The sequence below is a fragment of the Lysinibacillus sp. UBA5994 genome, assembly GCF_002429725.1.
GTDB classification, from domain to species: Bacteria; Bacillota; Bacilli; order Bacillales_A; family Planococcaceae; genus Lysinibacillus; species Lysinibacillus capsici.
The window spans coordinates 47,480-62,620 of sequence record NZ_DJAU01000028.1; the positions used below are offsets into that span (position 1 = coordinate 47,480).

Below are 15,141 nucleotides of genomic sequence, written 5' to 3' on the forward strand. Positions count from 1 at the left end.
TATGTTTGGATGGAAGCTCGACCTCTATTAGTGATATCCCGCTCGAGCATGCAGTAAAGCATTCGAATAGTGAGATGACCCGCTCCAATAGGAGTCCAAAGCGCTCGCAAAATGTGTGGACCTGCTCAAGCAGGAGTCTCAAGCGCTCACAATATGTATGGACCCGCTCAAACTGGGGTCTTAAGCTCTCAAAAAGTGAAGCAACCCGCTTAGATTAGCGTCCACAAACGCGTAACGCAATTTCAAGTTTAGTAGAAACAAAATCAAATTAAAAAACAGGTGGATTCATTTTTCTCCACCTGTTTTTGCTGTTTAACGTTGTAGTGCTTTACGTTGTGCGACTAAGTATACTTCTTGTGCGGCAAGGACGCCTGCTCCTGGTTCGAAATCATAGGAGAAATCTTGTAGGGCAGCCTCAAGTAGGGAAACGGCTTGTAAAATGTCACTTGGGAAACAATAGCCCATATGGCCGAATCTAAAAATTTTACCCTGTAGTTGACCTAGACCGCCTGCGAAATCTAAATGATAGTGTTGCTTAAGATGCGTCAAAAATTCACCAAGATCAATTCCTTGAGGTGTTTTAATTGCTGTAATTGTTGGAGAAGCGTATTGATCTTCAGTTAATAGCTCAATGTGTAATGCTTTCATTGCATTTCGCACCATGTTTTTCATGAGGTCATGTCGGGCAACTGTTTGCGTAAAGCCACCTTCCTGTTCGATTAACTTACACACCTCATGCAGTCCATAAATCAGTGTGATAGCAGGTGTATTAGGAGTCATGCCCTTTTCCGCCCAGCTACGATAGCTTTGAAGATTTAAGTAATAAGCAGGTGTTTGATTTTCTTCAATGACTTCCCAAGCTCTTTCGCTTACGCTGACAAGAGAGAGTCCAGGTGGGAGCATCATGGCTTTTTGAGAGCCTGTCACCAGAATATCAATGCCCCAAGCATCCATTTCAGCAGGAACGCCACCAATACAGCTTACACCATCAACGATAACGAGGGCATCTGTTTCTTCACGGATCACCTGAGCTAGTTCAGCAACAGGGTTTAAAATACCTGTGGATGTTTCATTGTACGTCACAAAAACGGCTTTAATAGTTTGTAATGGCTGTAAAAATGCTCGAAGCTCTTCGGCTGTACAAGCCTGTCCCCATTCTTTTTCGAGCTTATGTACATGGAAGCCATATTGCTCACAGATTGAAACGAAATAGTCGCCAAAAGCTCCAACTGTGATGACGACAACCTCTTCACCAGCAGATACAGTATTAACAGCTGCAGCCTCAAGCGCGGCTGTCCCACCCGAAGGTAAAAGTAAGATGTCCTGTGTCGTACCGAAAACAGGCTTTACTAATTCAATTGTTTCTCGGTATAATTCTACAAATTCCTGACTACGATGACTAAAAATATCCCGATTCATCGCAAGCTGTACCTTTTTTGGAATCGGTGTTGGCCCCGGATGTCTTAAAATATTTTCATACATATTCATTTATCCCCTTTGCTAGAAATTCAAAATTTTCTAACTATAATAATAGCATATTTATGGTGCTAGCTAACTACTTTTTTGAAAAATGATGGAAGAGATTGTCATTGTGGTACAATTTTTAAAAAGGAGGCAGTGCGAATGGAAACATCCATGCATTATCCATTTATCTATTTCTTCTACGACACAAACCAGGTGCTAGTATATAGAATTCAAGCGTTAGAGTATATCACAATAGCAGAGGTGATGAGGGAGGGGGAATGGCAGGGGTATGAGCTTGAGCCATCTGAATCTTTTACAGCATTTCATCATGAACAAAGCACACCTCAGCAGGGATGGTCTTTCTTTATGGGGCAGGAAGAGCTCTATCAGTTGGTAGAAATTATTAATGATTATATTCAGCAGGTCATAACTACTGCTTCAGCACAGATGGTACATATTGTTTGCTCGGAATCTGCAGCAGGCTCCTTACGAGCGACACTTGCTCCACCGAAATATGTGATCGGGTTTCCAGAGGATTTGTCGATTGGACCTTTGTGGAAACTCGATGAAAAAAGAGGACAGGCATTCCGTGATGAGTGGCTAAGAGAAAATATTAATGATGGAATGGATGATTTTGTAAACCGAAATAAATTAATGAACACAATCAGAGAGATACAGGATATTCCAAGCAACCTGCAGATTTACATTTGGTGTGGGTACAATGCAGAAGAACAGTGTGGTATTAGATTTCTACTCTATTTATTACGTGATAAAGCCAATGAAGTTGTTCTTATCAACACAGGTGAACAGCGGGCTATCAACCATCAATGGAACATGGAAATGTATGATATAAAGCGAATGTCCGCAAAGGAGCGTCTAATTTTTCAGCAACAGTGGGAAAGTTTAGCACAGACAAAGGATGTTTGTCGTCTATGGCTACATCGACAAATTGAAGCAGTCCAAGAGAACTATTATGATAATTTGATTATGTCAACGATTGAACAACTTCATAAGGAGCAAGGGGGTACTGATTTTATACAAACAGGTGAATTCATCTCAGAGCTATTAACAAGAATGGATGCCCCCCCAAATATCTTCTTTTTAGAATATAGAATTCGCTATTTAGTATATAGCGGGGTTTTTGAATTAAAGGGAATTCCTAAATCCATGCACCATTACTCTGTGAAATTACGTAAAAAACCTCTTTAGCCTAAGGGCATAAAGAGGTTTTAAACAATTAAGCAACGAAAGGTCTGTTCATACGCATTAAGCCGTAGATGGCAAAGAACAATCCACCTGTTATTACCATTAAGATTGTGTATAATACTGCCTTACCTGTTTCGCCACACCAGCGGTAGAATAGGCGATACGTGAAATACAGTGTAAAGCCTGCCGCTCCTAAAGAAGCCAGAATACCGATAAATGGAATAAACGAAACAATGATCAATCCTGCATAAATAAGGGTATTTTTTAAAGCTGTTGCACGTATTGTTTCTCGAGTATCCCCACCAGCTGTCAGCAGGAAGAGACTATATACATTAATAATGGGAATCCAAGCAATATAGGCTACATCTCCAAAACCATTTGTTTTAGATGTCATAAAATAAATAAGTGCACTAATAATGTAGGCAATTAAACCAATAGCAAGAGCGGCTAGTATAAAGATAAAAAATAAACCACCCATGGCTGCATCTAAATCTGAGTAATAATAAGAATCATTATAGTCATAATTCATCAGAAAAACCTCCCTTCATATGAAAATACCTCCTAATCATAACAATCCTCAAATGTTAAAGCTACAACAATTTAGATGTAATATTTAGTAGAAATCGCACAAATGTACTAGAATGAAGTTGATTATTTAAGACTTTAATGATGATTTTTTGAGTGCCTTGTGATAAAAATGCAAAAAATATCCTCGGGAACATTATTATGCTAGTTTTTGAGAATCATTTTCCGTTTTATTAATTTCAAAAATTACGTACAAAAACATTACTATCCTATGATGGTAGTTGCACAAGAAATGCCACAAAAAATAAAAATAGCCATCTTAACTACATTGTAAGATGACTATTTTCACGTGTATTAAATGAATTTGGCGATGTGCTCAAGTTCAATGCGGGAAGAATTGTAAGCAGGTGCGGCTGCCTTACCAATGGCAATTAAAATAACTGGGACGATATGGTCAGCTAATTCAAAGCGTTGAGCAAAGGCTTCTTTATTAAATCCACCCATTGGCACTGTATCATAGCCCATGTCTTTAGCTAGTAGCATGATTTGCATGGAAATTAGACCAGCATCAAATGTAACGATATTTTTTAACACTTCTTGGGGAAGTTGAGAATATAGATTGATTGAGTTGTTAATCATTAAATCTTTTGTTGCCTCATTGATATAGCCAAGCTCGAAGTTCTTTGTATAGATGGCCTCGGCATTTTCGTACATCTTTGTATCACCTAAAACGGCAATAATTGCTGAGGAAGTTTCTACTTGTTCTTGGTTATTGGCAATAGCACGTAGCTCTTTTTTGACCGCTTCATCCTGAATTACTAAAAAGCGCCAAGGCTGTAGGTTACTAGACGATGGAGCAGACGTTGCTTCTACAAGTAATTCTTCTAATTGTTGCTGCGGTATTTTAAAATTTTCATCGTATTTACGAACGGATTTACGCTCGTGCATAACTTTAGTTAAAGAACTTTTTGTCACTGTCATTATTTTGTCTCCTTCATGGTATGATGCGTTTTTTACTATACGATAAATGAATTCATTTTCCAAGTAAATTGCTCGAATTAAAGAGTCTTGAAACTAGGATTTAAAAGTTACAAAAAAAACATATTTTTGTACGTATAATCCATTTATACTAGAGATGGAATAGAGCAATAATAATAGATATGGAGTGAAGGTGAATGAAAAAGCTATTAGGAAATTTAAATATTATGGCAAAAATCGCAATGCTTATTCCTGTCATCACTGTTTTTTTAGGTGGTATGACCTTCCTTAACTATTTGAACGTATCCAATGAACTTGAAAGCTCTATTGAAAATGAAATGTCTATACTAGCGGATGATGTTGCAGGTTCCGTTGAGAGCAAATTGCATGCACACATTCAGCTCATAAATAGTGCAAAGACAACAATAGAATCGGCTGACAGTATGATGACCAGAGAGCAATTTATTCGCTACGTACAGCAGCTATTGCCTTTCAATAAGGAAACGTATGGTATGGGATTATGGCTAGAGGAGGATGTGGCAAAAGGAGAGATTTTCGGGCCTTATGCCTATAAGGAAGAAGAAAAAATTGTCTCTACGGATGCTTATGAAGATCCTGCCTATCATTTTCACGAGCAAGAATGGTATCGCAATAGTATCCAATCTAATAAGGTAGTTCATACTGCACCTTATTTTGATGAAGCTCTTGGGGAAATGTTTATCTCATTTGGTACACAAATTGTCAAAGATTCTAAGCCCATTGGCGTTATTACAGGGGATTATGTATTAGATTCAATTCAATCCATTGTTTCTGACGTGAAAATTCGAGAGAGTGGTTATGCATTTATAATTGATGATAGTGGCAAAATTTTAACGCACCCTGATGTAAATAAAGTGAATAAAGAAACGATCCAGCAGTTGTTGAACATGCCTGTGGAGCAGATTTCTGATCAAAAAAAGTTAATACATACAAACAGTCAGGGTAGTGATTTTACCTTACAATTTATGCAAATACAAGATATGCCGTGGAAGTTAGTTTTACTGGTTCCGACAACTGAGCTTTACGGCGAAATACAGGCAATGCTTCAACAGCAAATCGTGATCAGTGTCGTTCTAATTTTACTTATCGCAATTAGTATTTATTTCCTTGCTCGTTATATCCGTGGGGAAGTGAAAACTATGAATAATCATTTGGGCTATCTTGCTACAGGTGATTTAACGCAACAAATGGCCGTCCATACGAAGGACGAATTTGGTGAAATGGCGCAGTATTATAATGACTCTGTGGAAGCATTAGGTTCGATGATGCAGCGCATTGTAGCTGAAACCGAGACAGTTGCTTCTACTGCAGAGGAATTAACGGCAAGTGTGCAAGAGGTCAATAAAACTGTCACAGAAGTTGCGATTTCTATGCAAGAGGTGGCAGAAAATACGAGTTCACAACAACAGGTGAGTGGGGAGTTAGAGGGTGTAACAACACAACTAGGTGGGGATATGAAGACCGCCATGGACGATTTACATAAAGCAGTCCAACAATCACAAAAAACCTCTGAACTCGCTACTGGCGGATCACAAAAAATACATGGTTTCGTGAATGATATTGTCCACCTACATGCACAGGTTGACAGTAGTGCCAATCTGGTGAATGGCTTGAAGGAGCATTCGATTCAAATAGAGCAGATGAGTCAGCTCATTTCGGCTATTACCGACCAAACTAATTTACTATCACTTAATGCTGCCATTGAGGCAGCACGAGCAGGGGAAGCAGGGAAAGGCTTTGCCGTTGTTGCAGGAGAGGTTAAAGCACTAGCTGAACAAACTAGCCGTGCTTCGTTAGATATTGCAAAGGTTGTGCAGACGATTCAGGAACAAATGAATGACGCAGTAGAGATGATGGAGCAAAGTCGAAAAATAGCTCATCAAGGCATTGGCTCTGTTCAACAGGCAGGCATGACCTTCGATACAATTGCCAGTGCAACTGAAGGTCTCCAAAACACCATGCAAAAGACAAGCAAAACGACATCTGATGCTTTTGAAAAGTTGCAGGCAGTAACCGAAAAAGTACAGGCAATTAGCAAACAGGCACTTGCAACAAATGATCATACATTAAATGTATCGGCCATCACGGAGGAGCAGGCATCGACAATGAATGAGATGTCTGTAGCCTCAGAGCAATTAGCGCAACTTGCTCAAAATCTGCAAGAAGAAGCAACTAAATTCACGATTTAGTGCTAAGGTGTACATCTAGATTTAGGTGTACACCTTTTTAAGATCTAAATGAAAAAGCTTCCCATTTTACATTTTTCTTAGGTGCAGCCGATTTGAAATGCTTGATCATTTTTTCTGGTCCACATATATAAATACTAGTTTGTGGAGAAAAGGATAACTCATCAACAGAGAGTCTATTGCGCTGTGTTGTATCAATAAATGTGACAGTAAAATGGTCATTTGCTTGTGCATAATCCTCTAAAAAATCTTTGTAGATGACATTGTCTTGCCCGTGAAAAGAATAATATAAGTCAATTTTTTTATCAGGCTGTGTGTGTAAATAGGCAAGAAATGGGGTGATGCCCATACCACCTGCAATCCATAGCTGCTGTGCATTCCCGTTGCCGAAGTCAAAATGACCATAGGGTCCATCTACAGCAACCTCTGTATGAACCTGAATAAGGTTGTAGACCTGTTTGGTATAATCTCCAATAGCTTTCATTGTAAGATTGATTTGTTGTCCACACCCTCCAGAAATAGAGAAGGGATGTGGTGCTTTTTCGATACCCTCTTGAAAGACTTTCAGAAAGAGAAATTGTCCTGGTCGATAATCCAGCTGTTTTGTAAGCTTCAACTTAATTTCCAATATCTCAGGAGTCAGCCTTTGAATGGATGAAATCTGACCTTTATAGGGAAAGAACATATCCTGATACATTGTCAGCATATAAAGGGCTGACATAAATCCAATTGTAGTTGTTAATGCTGTAAAAATCCCTAAAGCTGAGGGTTGTAATAAATCATAGTGGCTAGAAAAATAAGCATGATAAATACCCAATGTATAGGGTACAAGTAATAAGCGATGAAGCCAGCGCCAATGCTCGTACTTCAGGAATTTTGAAATAAAGGCAAGAATGATTAGGAAGATAAAGCCGTATTGAGCAAGCTCGCCAAGATCTTTTGCGAATTCGTTGAGTGGTGTTTGTTGCGTTAGCTCTTCATCAGGAATCATTTTTTGTAATTGCCCGTGAATAAGAATCAATACAAGTGAAAGGATTGCTAGTAATTTATGATAAAAATAGACATGCTCAAGACCACTAAACCATCGCTCTAACATTTTTATTCGTGTAGCTAATAAGAATACAAGAAATAAACAAGTTATGGCTAAGCCACCAATGACATGACTAAGTGTGTTCAACGGATGAATCGGTGCCATCGGTTTGCTAAAATACCAAAGCAAAGCACTACCACACAAAATGATGAAAATAAAAAGTATTCCTTTATAGGCTCTCATATTTAACCTCCATCACTATGTTTATCCATAATTTAACTAGCTATACAATCAGAGTGGAAAAAGTTTCGAGCGTACGTTCGGAATGTATGTTCCCTTTTGTCTCGAATTATGTTACATTAAGAAGGAAAAATAAGAGAAAAGGAGTGGAAGTAATTTATGCAAGGGAATACCCATATCGTTGGGGGCATTACAGCAAGTCTTGCCTTTGCGCAGTTTTCAAATGATAACCCACTTGTCTTAGTTGGTGCGGGAGTTATTGGTGCATTACTTCCAGATATTTGTCATAGAGGTAGTAAAATAGGTCGAACATTTCCCCTCATAGCGAAGCTAGTGACTACAGTATTTGGACATCGTTCCTTTACACATAGTTTGTTGTTTTTAATAAGCATGATGGTTTTATTACATATGTTGATTCCCTATCGAGCGATATCTATTGGAATAATTATCGGGATGGCTAGTCATATCATACTTGATATGTGTACAAAAAAAGGGGTTAAACTATTTTTCCCTGCGACTGTCTCCATTCGTTTTCCACTTACAACGAAAACTGGTAGCAAGGTAGAAGGTATCGTACTGATGTTGTTATCGATGCTATCCATCTATTTCAGCTATGAATTAATTGTAAGATTTATTGATGCGATATAAATAAGAAAAGCCCCAGTAATCGTTTACTGGGGCTTTTCATGTTAGTCTGCCTGTACCTCTTCAACAGTTTGCTCTACCTCAGCACGAGTCATTTTTTCTCGTCCTTCTTGCATTGCCTTTAGTGTTTTGTGCGCTAAGGCAAGTGGTAGGCGACAGAATAGCAGAATAGTACGTTTATTGATATCCTTCATATATAAATCTGCTTTGGCTAAATTTTCTTCTGCATACGCAAATAAATCCTCGCGTGTCCATCCCTCTGGTACGAAACTTACACCACGTTCATCTAAATCCTCATGCTGATTACGTAAGATGTTGACAGCCTGCAATCCACGGCCATAGCCTATTGCTAGCTCGCGATCCGTTTGAACGCCTGCACCCCATGCCCAAAGCTCAGACAGCATCGTCCCTACAAGCCCAGCCACGTAGTATGTATAATCGTCTAAATCCTCACGTGTGCGGACCTGCCAATTCGCCTTTGCCCATTTTGCCATCCCAAAAGCCATTTCACTTGTGGAAGCCTGTACAATTTTTCTAGATTCCTCAGGGCAAAATGTCAGCCAATCTGCTAAACGAAGGGATACTTCAGGTAATAGCTCTGCATAAGGTGCAAGTAATGACTGATAGGCTTCGTTATTGAAATTGTCCTTTAGTAATTCACTCGTAGCTGACAGTAAATCAAATTTTACATCATTAGAAAGTTCTTCATGGTCTTCAATTTCATCAATAGCACGCATTGCTAAATAGGCTGCAGCCACTGATATCTTTAAATCATTTTTTAAAAATGTAATAGGTATATAAAACGTGCGGCTTGTATCTTTCAAAACCTGCATCGCTTCTTTGTAAAGTCTTTTTTGCTCGTTCACTTGTACTCCTCCGTTCAAATGGTTCCACATCTATAGTATATCGTATCGTAAAAATAGGGAAAGATAAAACAGATTGTTCATATTTAGAGAGATATTCTTTGAAAACGTTTCCTAAAAGTGATATAGTTTAATAGTAAACTATTTAAACCTATACTTTCATTGTGGACGAAAGTATAAGTTAAACCACATTACAAAAGAGAGGAAGTTTAGAAAAATGGGACGTTTAGATAACAAAATTGCGATGATTACTGGTGGCGCATCTGGTATGGGTGCAGCAATGGCGAAATTGTTTGCCCAAGAGGGTGCTACGGTAATTGCAGCTGATATTAATGAAGATAACCTAGCAAAAATTTCTGAGCTTGACCATGTAGAGGGGATGAAATTAGATGTTTCCTCTGACGAAAACTGGGCAGAAGTGACGAAAGCCATTGTGGAGAAATATGGTCGCATTGATATTTTAATTAACAATGCTGGTATTTCTTCCGAAAAAGGACCAGATCAAATTACACAAGCGGATTGGTCAATCATGCATAATATCAATGCCTTTGGACCTTTCCTGGGCATTAAACATGCCTCTAACTATATGAAAGAAGCTGGGAAAGGCTCTATCGTTAATACATCCTCTTACACAGCAATTATTGGCGCTGGCTTTAATGCCTATACAGCCTCTAAAGGATCTTTACGTGCGATTGCTCGTGCAGCGGCATCAGAGCTTGGTGCTTTCAATGTTCGTGTCAATACAGTATTCCCTGGTGTCATTGAAACACCAATGACTGCTAAATTATCAGAAGCAAAAGAAGCAATGGATATGTTAGTAAGAGCAACACCAATGGGTCGCCTTGGCCAACCAGAAGAAGTAGCGAATGCTATTTTATTTTTAGCATCTGATGAAGCTTCTTACATTACAGGTGCCGAGCTTGTCATTGATGGTGGCTATTCAGCACGCTAATTAATCGTTTTAGGAAAGTGAAAGTGCCTGTTCAAGCAGTGCATTTTCACTTTTTTTTACATTTCAAGCACTAATGAGTGCTCTCCTGGAATCTGTTTATATAAATCTTCATATTCCGCTTTAGAATATTCGTTAAATTTCAAAAACAGCATTATGCTTTAACAAAGCTTTATTTTTTTAGTAGAATGATAATAAAGCTTTAGAAATGCATTAAAATTCAGCTATCATATAGAAAAAATTTGATATTTTCCATGATTTTTTCATGAAAGTTTACGAAGTTATTGCACAATCATTTCAACAGCGTTAAAGTTTAGAAAGGGCGAAAATGTCATTACACAATTTGGGGGATTGTACTGAGCGTTTAGCTTTTGTACGAACAAATTAATTGGTCAGGATTTTGGCACACAAAACTCCTTGCAAAATCCTTCGTACCAAAGAGGGCATGTACTTTAATAGTTGCCTTAATCTTCGCGTAAACTGCAATCATTATATGACAAAGTTGCGTAATAAAAACAAAGGAGAATTGTATGCCAAAGGCTATAGGTATTGATGCAGGTGGCACATTGACAAAGGTTGCTTATTTAGATCAACACAATGAACTTGTTTTAACAACCTTTCCGTCTAATGATCTGCAATCTGTAAAAAAATGGATTATCGATCATCCAGATATTGAGGATATTGGTGTTACGGGGGGACGTACAGAGCAATTACTTGATGTCATTAAAACGATGAAATCGATTCATTATATAGTGGAATTTGAAGCAACATTAAAGGGTGTCCGATTTTTACTAAATAAAGAAGGCTACTTTTTTGAGCGTAGCATGATTACCAATATCGGGACAGGCACTTCCATTCATTACATGGAGGGCAATACCCATATTCGCGTTGGCGGGACAGGCGTTGGTGGTGGGACGTTAATTGGATTGTCAGCGCTTACAACAGGGATTACAGATTACAATGAAATACGAGAAATGGCTGACAAGGGCCATCGTGAGAGCATTGATTTATTAGTTAAGGACATTTATCAGGGCATGGATACACCTATTGATGGTCATTTAACTGCAAGTAATTTTGGGAAAGTAGGCATTACCCAGTCCATGAAACATCCTGCAGAGGATATTATAGCGACTGTTCAGGGTCTAGTAGGTGAAGTTATTACCACGCTTAGCATTCAATATGCGGAAGAAAAAAAGGCTCAGCATATTGTCTATATTGGATCAACTCTCAGCAATAATGCTCATCTTGCCCGTGTGATTGCAAATTATACACGCACAAAGAAGCATACACCTGTCTTTATTAACGATCATGGTTTTTCAGGTGCTGTTGGAGCATTGCTGAACATTACAGAATATACAATTGTCTAGGACGGATAAGAATGAACATGACTAATGCACATTAGTCATGTTCATTTTTTTTACAATTAGCGAAGAAACTGATCTACATAGTAACGCCTCTATTTGAACAAATTATGTGCAGGAGGTGATGTTACGTGGGCAAACGTAATAATCGGAATAACAGTAAAACCATGAATATGCGAACGCATAATCCTTTTGGTACCTACAAAAGCAAAGATCTTGATCGAAGTAATAGCAATAATAACAATCCGAATGACAACTTAAACGAAGAATTCGCAGCAGAATTTGATGCGAAAGCTAAAAATAAAAACAATAAAACGAATCATGATAAAAACCAGCAGTCCAATAAAACGAAATAACGGAGGTACAAATCATGGCAAAAAAGAGAAAAACAAGCTTTAAAAAGAAAAAGAAGGAAGATACACATAAAAAGAATGATCGTGAGGAGTACTCAGCAGAGTTTAACCAAGTCATTCATAATAACCCTCAACAGCCAAAGCAATAAAGACAAGCTGCTCCAAATCTTTTTGGAGCGCTTATTTTTTAAAGGAGTGATTCAAGTGAGGAAGTTATATTTACTTGGGATTGTGCTTGTTTGTCTTACTGTGTTCATACAAACAGCAATGGTTGCAAATGCACAACAAGAAGCACCTCCAGCCTATGCCAAATGGGGACAAATGGCCATCAAAGAGGTAAAGGCAAAATATCCTTCAGCCAAAATTATCGATTATTTGCATGAGGGTAAAGAAGTACATGGGGCGTCAACAATCGAAAAGTTTAAGCTCTGGCTCAAGCAACCCGATAAGGAATTTGGTGTCTATGTAAGAATTAGTTATCAAAGTGCAACACAAAAGGTAGAAAAAATTGAATTACAAGAAAGTACGTCATGAAAAAAAGGATGCCCAGAAAAGGCATCCTCATTCATTTAACTTTCAAGCTTTTGAATAAACGCACGCATCAAGCCTGGTAAATCAGGCCAGGCATGTCCACTTACTAAATTGCCATCTGTATGAAGATTGGCATCAATATAAGTAGCGCCAGCCACTTGCACCTCTGGCTTGCAAGCAATATAGGCTGTCAGCTCACGTCCTTTTAGCACTTCAGGAATCGTTGCGAAAATTTGTGCCGCATGACAAACGGCTGCAATCGGTTTATTCGCTTCGAAAAAGTGGGATACGAGTGTTGGCACATGCTCATTTAAACGAATGTATTCTGGCGCACGACCACCAGGAATAATCAATCCATCAAAATGGGTTGGATCAACATCAGCAAAAGAAGCATGTGCCTCTAAACCATAGGCAGGTCGCTCGATGTATGTATCCACGCCATCTACAAAATCGTGTAGTACAGTTTGTAATTTCTTAGCTGATGGTGCTGCAATTGTGACATCATAGCCTGCCTCAAGACAACGATAATAAGGATAAAAAATCTCTAAAGCCTCTACGGCATCTCCTGCAAGTATTAAAACTTTTTTCCCCATGATTCCATCTCCTTTACATTGAAAGTTTATTAACTTTTATTCGACACATGCAAAAAATTTCCTGCTGCTGGTCAAGCCATCTTGGCAAATTACTTCCTTTACAAAGAAAAAAATGAAGCGTATAGTATTTGTTTAGCTAGGTAAATAATTTTAGGAGGTAGATAGTGATGAATCCAATTTTCCATGCTTTATTCCAAAAAAATCGCTATTTAACTAATTGCTTAAATGAAGTGCTGAAGCAGCATCATTTATATAGTTCTCAGTGGACCATTTTATATTGCTTACATAAAAATGGACCGATGACACTGACGCAAATTTGGAAATATTTAAATGTGGAAGCGCCAAGTATCACCAGGGCGATTACAAGGCTTGAGGCATTGGGCTGGGTACAACGATTAGATGGTGAGGATAAACGAGAAAAGATAGTGACTTTATCCACACAAGCAGAGGAGCGCCTACCAGCCATTACAGCGACTATTCGAGCGTTTGAGGAGGAAATGGTAGGTTCTTTAACTGCCGAAGAACAAGAGCAATTTTTGAAGCTATTGGAAAAAATGAAAGGTTGATGGACATGCAGCAAGAAGAGAATACACAAATATGGACGAAGCGTTTCATTAGTCTATTTTTAACGAATATCTCAGTTTTTTTTGTATTTTATGGACTTGTAACGACTTTGCCGCTTTATGCAATAGGGGAGCTACATCAGACAGATAAGGAGGCAGGGCTTCTATTGTCTGGCTTTTTATTGTCAGCTATTATTGTACGCCCGTTTTCAGGAAAACTGTTGGATGTATTTGGGAAGAAAAAACTGTTAGTCCTCTCAATCGTGGGCTATTTTATATGTACCGTCTTATATTTATTTATTCATCCATTCGGCCTTTTACTTGGTCTACGTTTTATACAAGGGATTTTCTTTAGTATTATTACAACAGCTGCAGGATCTTTAGCAGCTGATATCGTTCCAGCTAAACGAAAAGGAGCAGGCCTTGGCTATTTCACGATGTCTACAAATCTAGCTGTCGTTATTGGTCCATTTATCGGACTATTATTAATACAATATAGTACCTTTAACGTATTGTTCATCGTTATGAGTATCTGTATTCTAGCAGGAGGAATTCTAGCGTTAACGGTCAATACTGATGATTTACCGAAACCTGCACATGAAGGAAAACTAACCTTTAAATTTGATGATTTGTTTGAGCGAAAAGCGTTACCTGTTGCTGCGATTGCTAGTTTAGTAGCCTTTTCGTATGCCAGTGTTTTATCCTTTTTATCGGTCTATGCACAGCAAAAGGATTTAATGGCTGTGGCCAGTCTTTTTTATGCGGTGTTTGCTGCATCCATGTTAATTACGCGTCCGTACACAGGTAAACTTTATGATACGAAGGGACCACAATTTGTTATTATTCCCGGCATTATCTCCTTCGCCATCGGGCTCGTTATGCTCGCTTTTGTAGAGGGGCCCGTATTATTTTTGAGTGCTGCAATTTTTGTAGGTTTCGGCTATGGTGCTGTGACGACAAGCTTGCAAGCATTAGCCGTTCAATCCACAGCCATCCAGCGAAGTGGTTATGCTACAGCAACCTATTTTACGATGTTTGACCTTGGAATCGCACTAGGTTCTTATATTTTAGGAATGGTAGCCGTGCAGGCAGGCTATGCTTCAGTTTACTTGTCAGGTGCAGGCTTACTAGGGGTTGTCTTTATTATTTATCTATTACGACTTGCAAAGATGAAACCGAAAAAAATAGTGAATATATAGTAAAACAGTTGGGCCTGTCCCAACTGTTTTTATGATTATAGGCAATCATGTAGCGTGGCCGTTTTAGACCAAAATATGGTATAATAAGAGAGTAACTAGATAGAGGTTTCATGGGCGGTTGGCACAATATTAACCTATCTCATTCAACTTATGGAAGAGAAAGGAGTTGATGCCTTTGACTATTTTTGAAGCAATAATGGTTGCGATAAGTCTTTCAACACTTATTGTTTCTGTACTTGCATTGTCATTTACTTTTACACAAAAAAAGTAAACCGCCCCTGCCTCGCCAGCATGTGAGATGGTTTACTTTCATCACTTTGCAAATCGCCTTTGAAGCGATTCATCTTGTTACTAGGACCATTGGTGTTCCAGCACCAATGGTCTTATTTACTTATATACATCTTCACTAAGAATTA

At 38.5% G+C, this 15,141-nt stretch carries 16 protein-coding genes; 10 read left to right on the forward strand and 6 right to left on the reverse strand.

Going from position 1 to position 15,141, the window contains the following annotated elements; all coding sequences use genetic code 11:
• Positions 1 to 312: 312 nt before the first annotated feature.
• A complete protein-coding gene (locus B3D98_RS09600; RefSeq protein WP_288582679.1) occupies positions 313 to 1,482 on the reverse strand; it encodes a pyridoxal-phosphate-dependent aminotransferase family protein in 1,170 nt (389 codons plus the stop codon).
• 141 nt (positions 1,483 to 1,623) lie between these two features.
• Here B3D98_RS09600 and B3D98_RS09605 point away from each other — a divergent pair, with 141 nt between their 5' ends.
• A complete protein-coding gene (locus B3D98_RS09605; protein WP_288582681.1) occupies positions 1,624 to 2,673 on the forward strand; it encodes a DUF1835 domain-containing protein in 1,050 nt (349 codons plus the stop codon).
• A gap of 28 nt (positions 2,674 to 2,701) precedes the next feature.
• On the opposite strand, the gene B3D98_RS09610 is transcribed toward B3D98_RS09605, so the two are convergent.
• Together B3D98_RS09610 and B3D98_RS09615 are read right to left on the reverse strand one after the other, a co-directional pair.
• Entirely contained in the window at positions 2,702 to 3,199 is a 498-nt protein-coding gene (locus B3D98_RS09610; protein WP_004269361.1) for a hypothetical protein, read from the reverse strand.
• A 350-nt stretch (positions 3,200 to 3,549) separates the two neighbouring features.
• The gene (locus tag B3D98_RS09615) at positions 3,550 to 4,176 is read right to left on the reverse strand and encodes a nitroreductase family protein (protein WP_054550798.1); all 627 of its coding nucleotides are present in this window, start codon (positions 4,174 to 4,176) and stop codon (positions 3,550 to 3,552) included.
• 194 nt (positions 4,177 to 4,370) lie between these two features.
• Here B3D98_RS09615 and B3D98_RS09620 point away from each other — a divergent pair, with 194 nt between their 5' ends.
• On the forward strand, positions 4,371 to 6,401 hold the full coding sequence (locus tag B3D98_RS09620; RefSeq protein ID WP_288582685.1) for a methyl-accepting chemotaxis protein: 2,031 nt from the start codon (positions 4,371 to 4,373) through the stop codon (positions 6,399 to 6,401).
• A 37-nt stretch (positions 6,402 to 6,438) separates the two neighbouring features.
• Here B3D98_RS09620 and B3D98_RS09625 read toward each other — a convergent pair whose 3' ends face one another.
• Complete coding sequence (locus B3D98_RS09625; RefSeq protein WP_288582687.1) at positions 6,439 to 7,671, reverse strand: ferredoxin reductase family protein; 1,233 nt, start codon at positions 7,669 to 7,671, stop codon at positions 6,439 to 6,441.
• 156 nt (positions 7,672 to 7,827) lie between these two features.
• Here B3D98_RS09625 and B3D98_RS09630 point away from each other — a divergent pair, with 156 nt between their 5' ends.
• On the forward strand, positions 7,828 to 8,316 hold the full coding sequence (locus tag B3D98_RS09630) for a metal-dependent hydrolase (RefSeq protein WP_259948631.1): 489 nt from the start codon (positions 7,828 to 7,830) through the stop codon (positions 8,314 to 8,316).
• Between the two features lie 41 nt (positions 8,317 to 8,357).
• Here B3D98_RS09630 and B3D98_RS09635 read toward each other — a convergent pair whose 3' ends face one another.
• Entirely contained in the window at positions 8,358 to 9,179 is an 822-nt protein-coding gene (locus B3D98_RS09635) for a squalene/phytoene synthase family protein (RefSeq protein WP_082148098.1), read from the reverse strand.
• 214 nt (positions 9,180 to 9,393) lie between these two features.
• Between B3D98_RS09635 and B3D98_RS09640 the strand changes: the two genes are divergently transcribed.
• From B3D98_RS09640 to B3D98_RS09660, 5 genes are all read left to right on the forward strand, one after another.
• Entirely contained in the window at positions 9,394 to 10,128 is a 735-nt protein-coding gene (locus tag B3D98_RS09640; protein ID WP_004269367.1) for an SDR family NAD(P)-dependent oxidoreductase, read from the forward strand.
• A gap of 527 nt (positions 10,129 to 10,655) precedes the next feature.
• Positions 10,656 to 11,492 (forward strand): type II pantothenate kinase, encoded by an 837-nt coding sequence (coaW, locus tag B3D98_RS09645; RefSeq protein WP_036076313.1) that lies wholly within the window; start codon positions 10,656 to 10,658, stop codon positions 11,490 to 11,492.
• Positions 11,493 to 11,617: 125 nt separating this feature from the next.
• Positions 11,618 to 11,842, forward strand: coding sequence for a hypothetical protein (locus B3D98_RS09650; protein WP_004269369.1), 225 nt, complete (start codon positions 11,618 to 11,620; stop codon positions 11,840 to 11,842).
• A gap of 14 nt (positions 11,843 to 11,856) precedes the next feature.
• The gene (locus B3D98_RS09655) at positions 11,857 to 11,988 is read left to right on the forward strand and encodes a hypothetical protein (RefSeq protein ID WP_004269370.1); all 132 of its coding nucleotides are present in this window, start codon (positions 11,857 to 11,859) and stop codon (positions 11,986 to 11,988) included.
• A gap of 55 nt (positions 11,989 to 12,043) precedes the next feature.
• Positions 12,044 to 12,373 carry a DUF3889 domain-containing protein gene (locus B3D98_RS09660; protein WP_054550802.1) on the forward strand — a complete coding sequence of 110 codons (330 nt, stop codon included), beginning with the start codon at positions 12,044 to 12,046 and terminating at the stop codon, positions 12,371 to 12,373.
• Positions 12,374 to 12,408: 35 nt separating this feature from the next.
• Here B3D98_RS09660 and B3D98_RS09665 read toward each other — a convergent pair whose 3' ends face one another.
• Positions 12,409 to 12,963, reverse strand: coding sequence for a DJ-1/PfpI family protein (locus tag B3D98_RS09665; RefSeq protein WP_054550803.1), 555 nt, complete (start codon positions 12,961 to 12,963; stop codon positions 12,409 to 12,411).
• Between the two features lie 167 nt (positions 12,964 to 13,130).
• Between B3D98_RS09665 and B3D98_RS09670 the strand changes: the two genes are divergently transcribed.
• Positions 13,131 to 13,529: a MarR family winged helix-turn-helix transcriptional regulator gene (locus tag B3D98_RS09670; protein ID WP_004269373.1), complete on the forward strand. Its 399-nt coding sequence runs from the start codon at positions 13,131 to 13,133 to the stop codon at positions 13,527 to 13,529.
• Positions 13,530 to 13,534: 5 nt separating this feature from the next.
• Complete coding sequence (locus B3D98_RS09675) at positions 13,535 to 14,725, forward strand: MFS transporter (RefSeq protein ID WP_376747231.1); 1,191 nt, start codon at positions 13,535 to 13,537, stop codon at positions 14,723 to 14,725.
• The last annotated feature ends 416 nt before the right edge of the window (positions 14,726 to 15,141 follow it).

Excerpts from the sequence above, each read along its gene's own strand:
- B3D98_RS09600 (WP_288582679.1), bottom strand. The coding sequence starts at position 1,482 with ATGTATGAAAATATTTTAAGACATCCGGGGCCAACACCGATTCCAAAA.
- B3D98_RS09605 (WP_288582681.1), top strand. The coding sequence starts at position 1,624 with ATGGAAACATCCATGCATTATCCATTTATCTATTTCTTCTACGACACA.
- B3D98_RS09610 (WP_004269361.1), bottom strand. The coding sequence starts at position 3,199 with ATGAATTATGACTATAATGATTCTTATTATTACTCAGATTTAGATGCA.
- B3D98_RS09615 (WP_054550798.1), bottom strand. The coding sequence starts at position 4,176 with ATGACAGTGACAAAAAGTTCTTTAACTAAAGTTATGCACGAGCGTAAA.
- B3D98_RS09620 (WP_288582685.1), top strand. The coding sequence starts at position 4,371 with ATGAAAAAGCTATTAGGAAATTTAAATATTATGGCAAAAATCGCAATG.
- B3D98_RS09625 (WP_288582687.1), bottom strand. The coding sequence starts at position 7,671 with ATGAGAGCCTATAAAGGAATACTTTTTATTTTCATCATTTTGTGTGGT.
- B3D98_RS09630 (WP_259948631.1), top strand. The coding sequence starts at position 7,828 with ATGCAAGGGAATACCCATATCGTTGGGGGCATTACAGCAAGTCTTGCC.
- B3D98_RS09640 (WP_004269367.1), top strand. The coding sequence starts at position 9,394 with ATGGGACGTTTAGATAACAAAATTGCGATGATTACTGGTGGCGCATCT.
- coaW (WP_036076313.1), top strand. The coding sequence starts at position 10,656 with ATGCCAAAGGCTATAGGTATTGATGCAGGTGGCACATTGACAAAGGTT.
- B3D98_RS09655 (WP_004269370.1), top strand. The coding sequence starts at position 11,857 with ATGGCAAAAAAGAGAAAAACAAGCTTTAAAAAGAAAAAGAAGGAAGAT.
- B3D98_RS09665 (WP_054550803.1), bottom strand. The coding sequence starts at position 12,963 with ATGGGGAAAAAAGTTTTAATACTTGCAGGAGATGCCGTAGAGGCTTTA.
- B3D98_RS09670 (WP_004269373.1), top strand. The coding sequence starts at position 13,131 with ATGAATCCAATTTTCCATGCTTTATTCCAAAAAAATCGCTATTTAACT.
- B3D98_RS09675 (WP_376747231.1), top strand. The coding sequence starts at position 13,535 with ATGCAGCAAGAAGAGAATACACAAATATGGACGAAGCGTTTCATTAGT.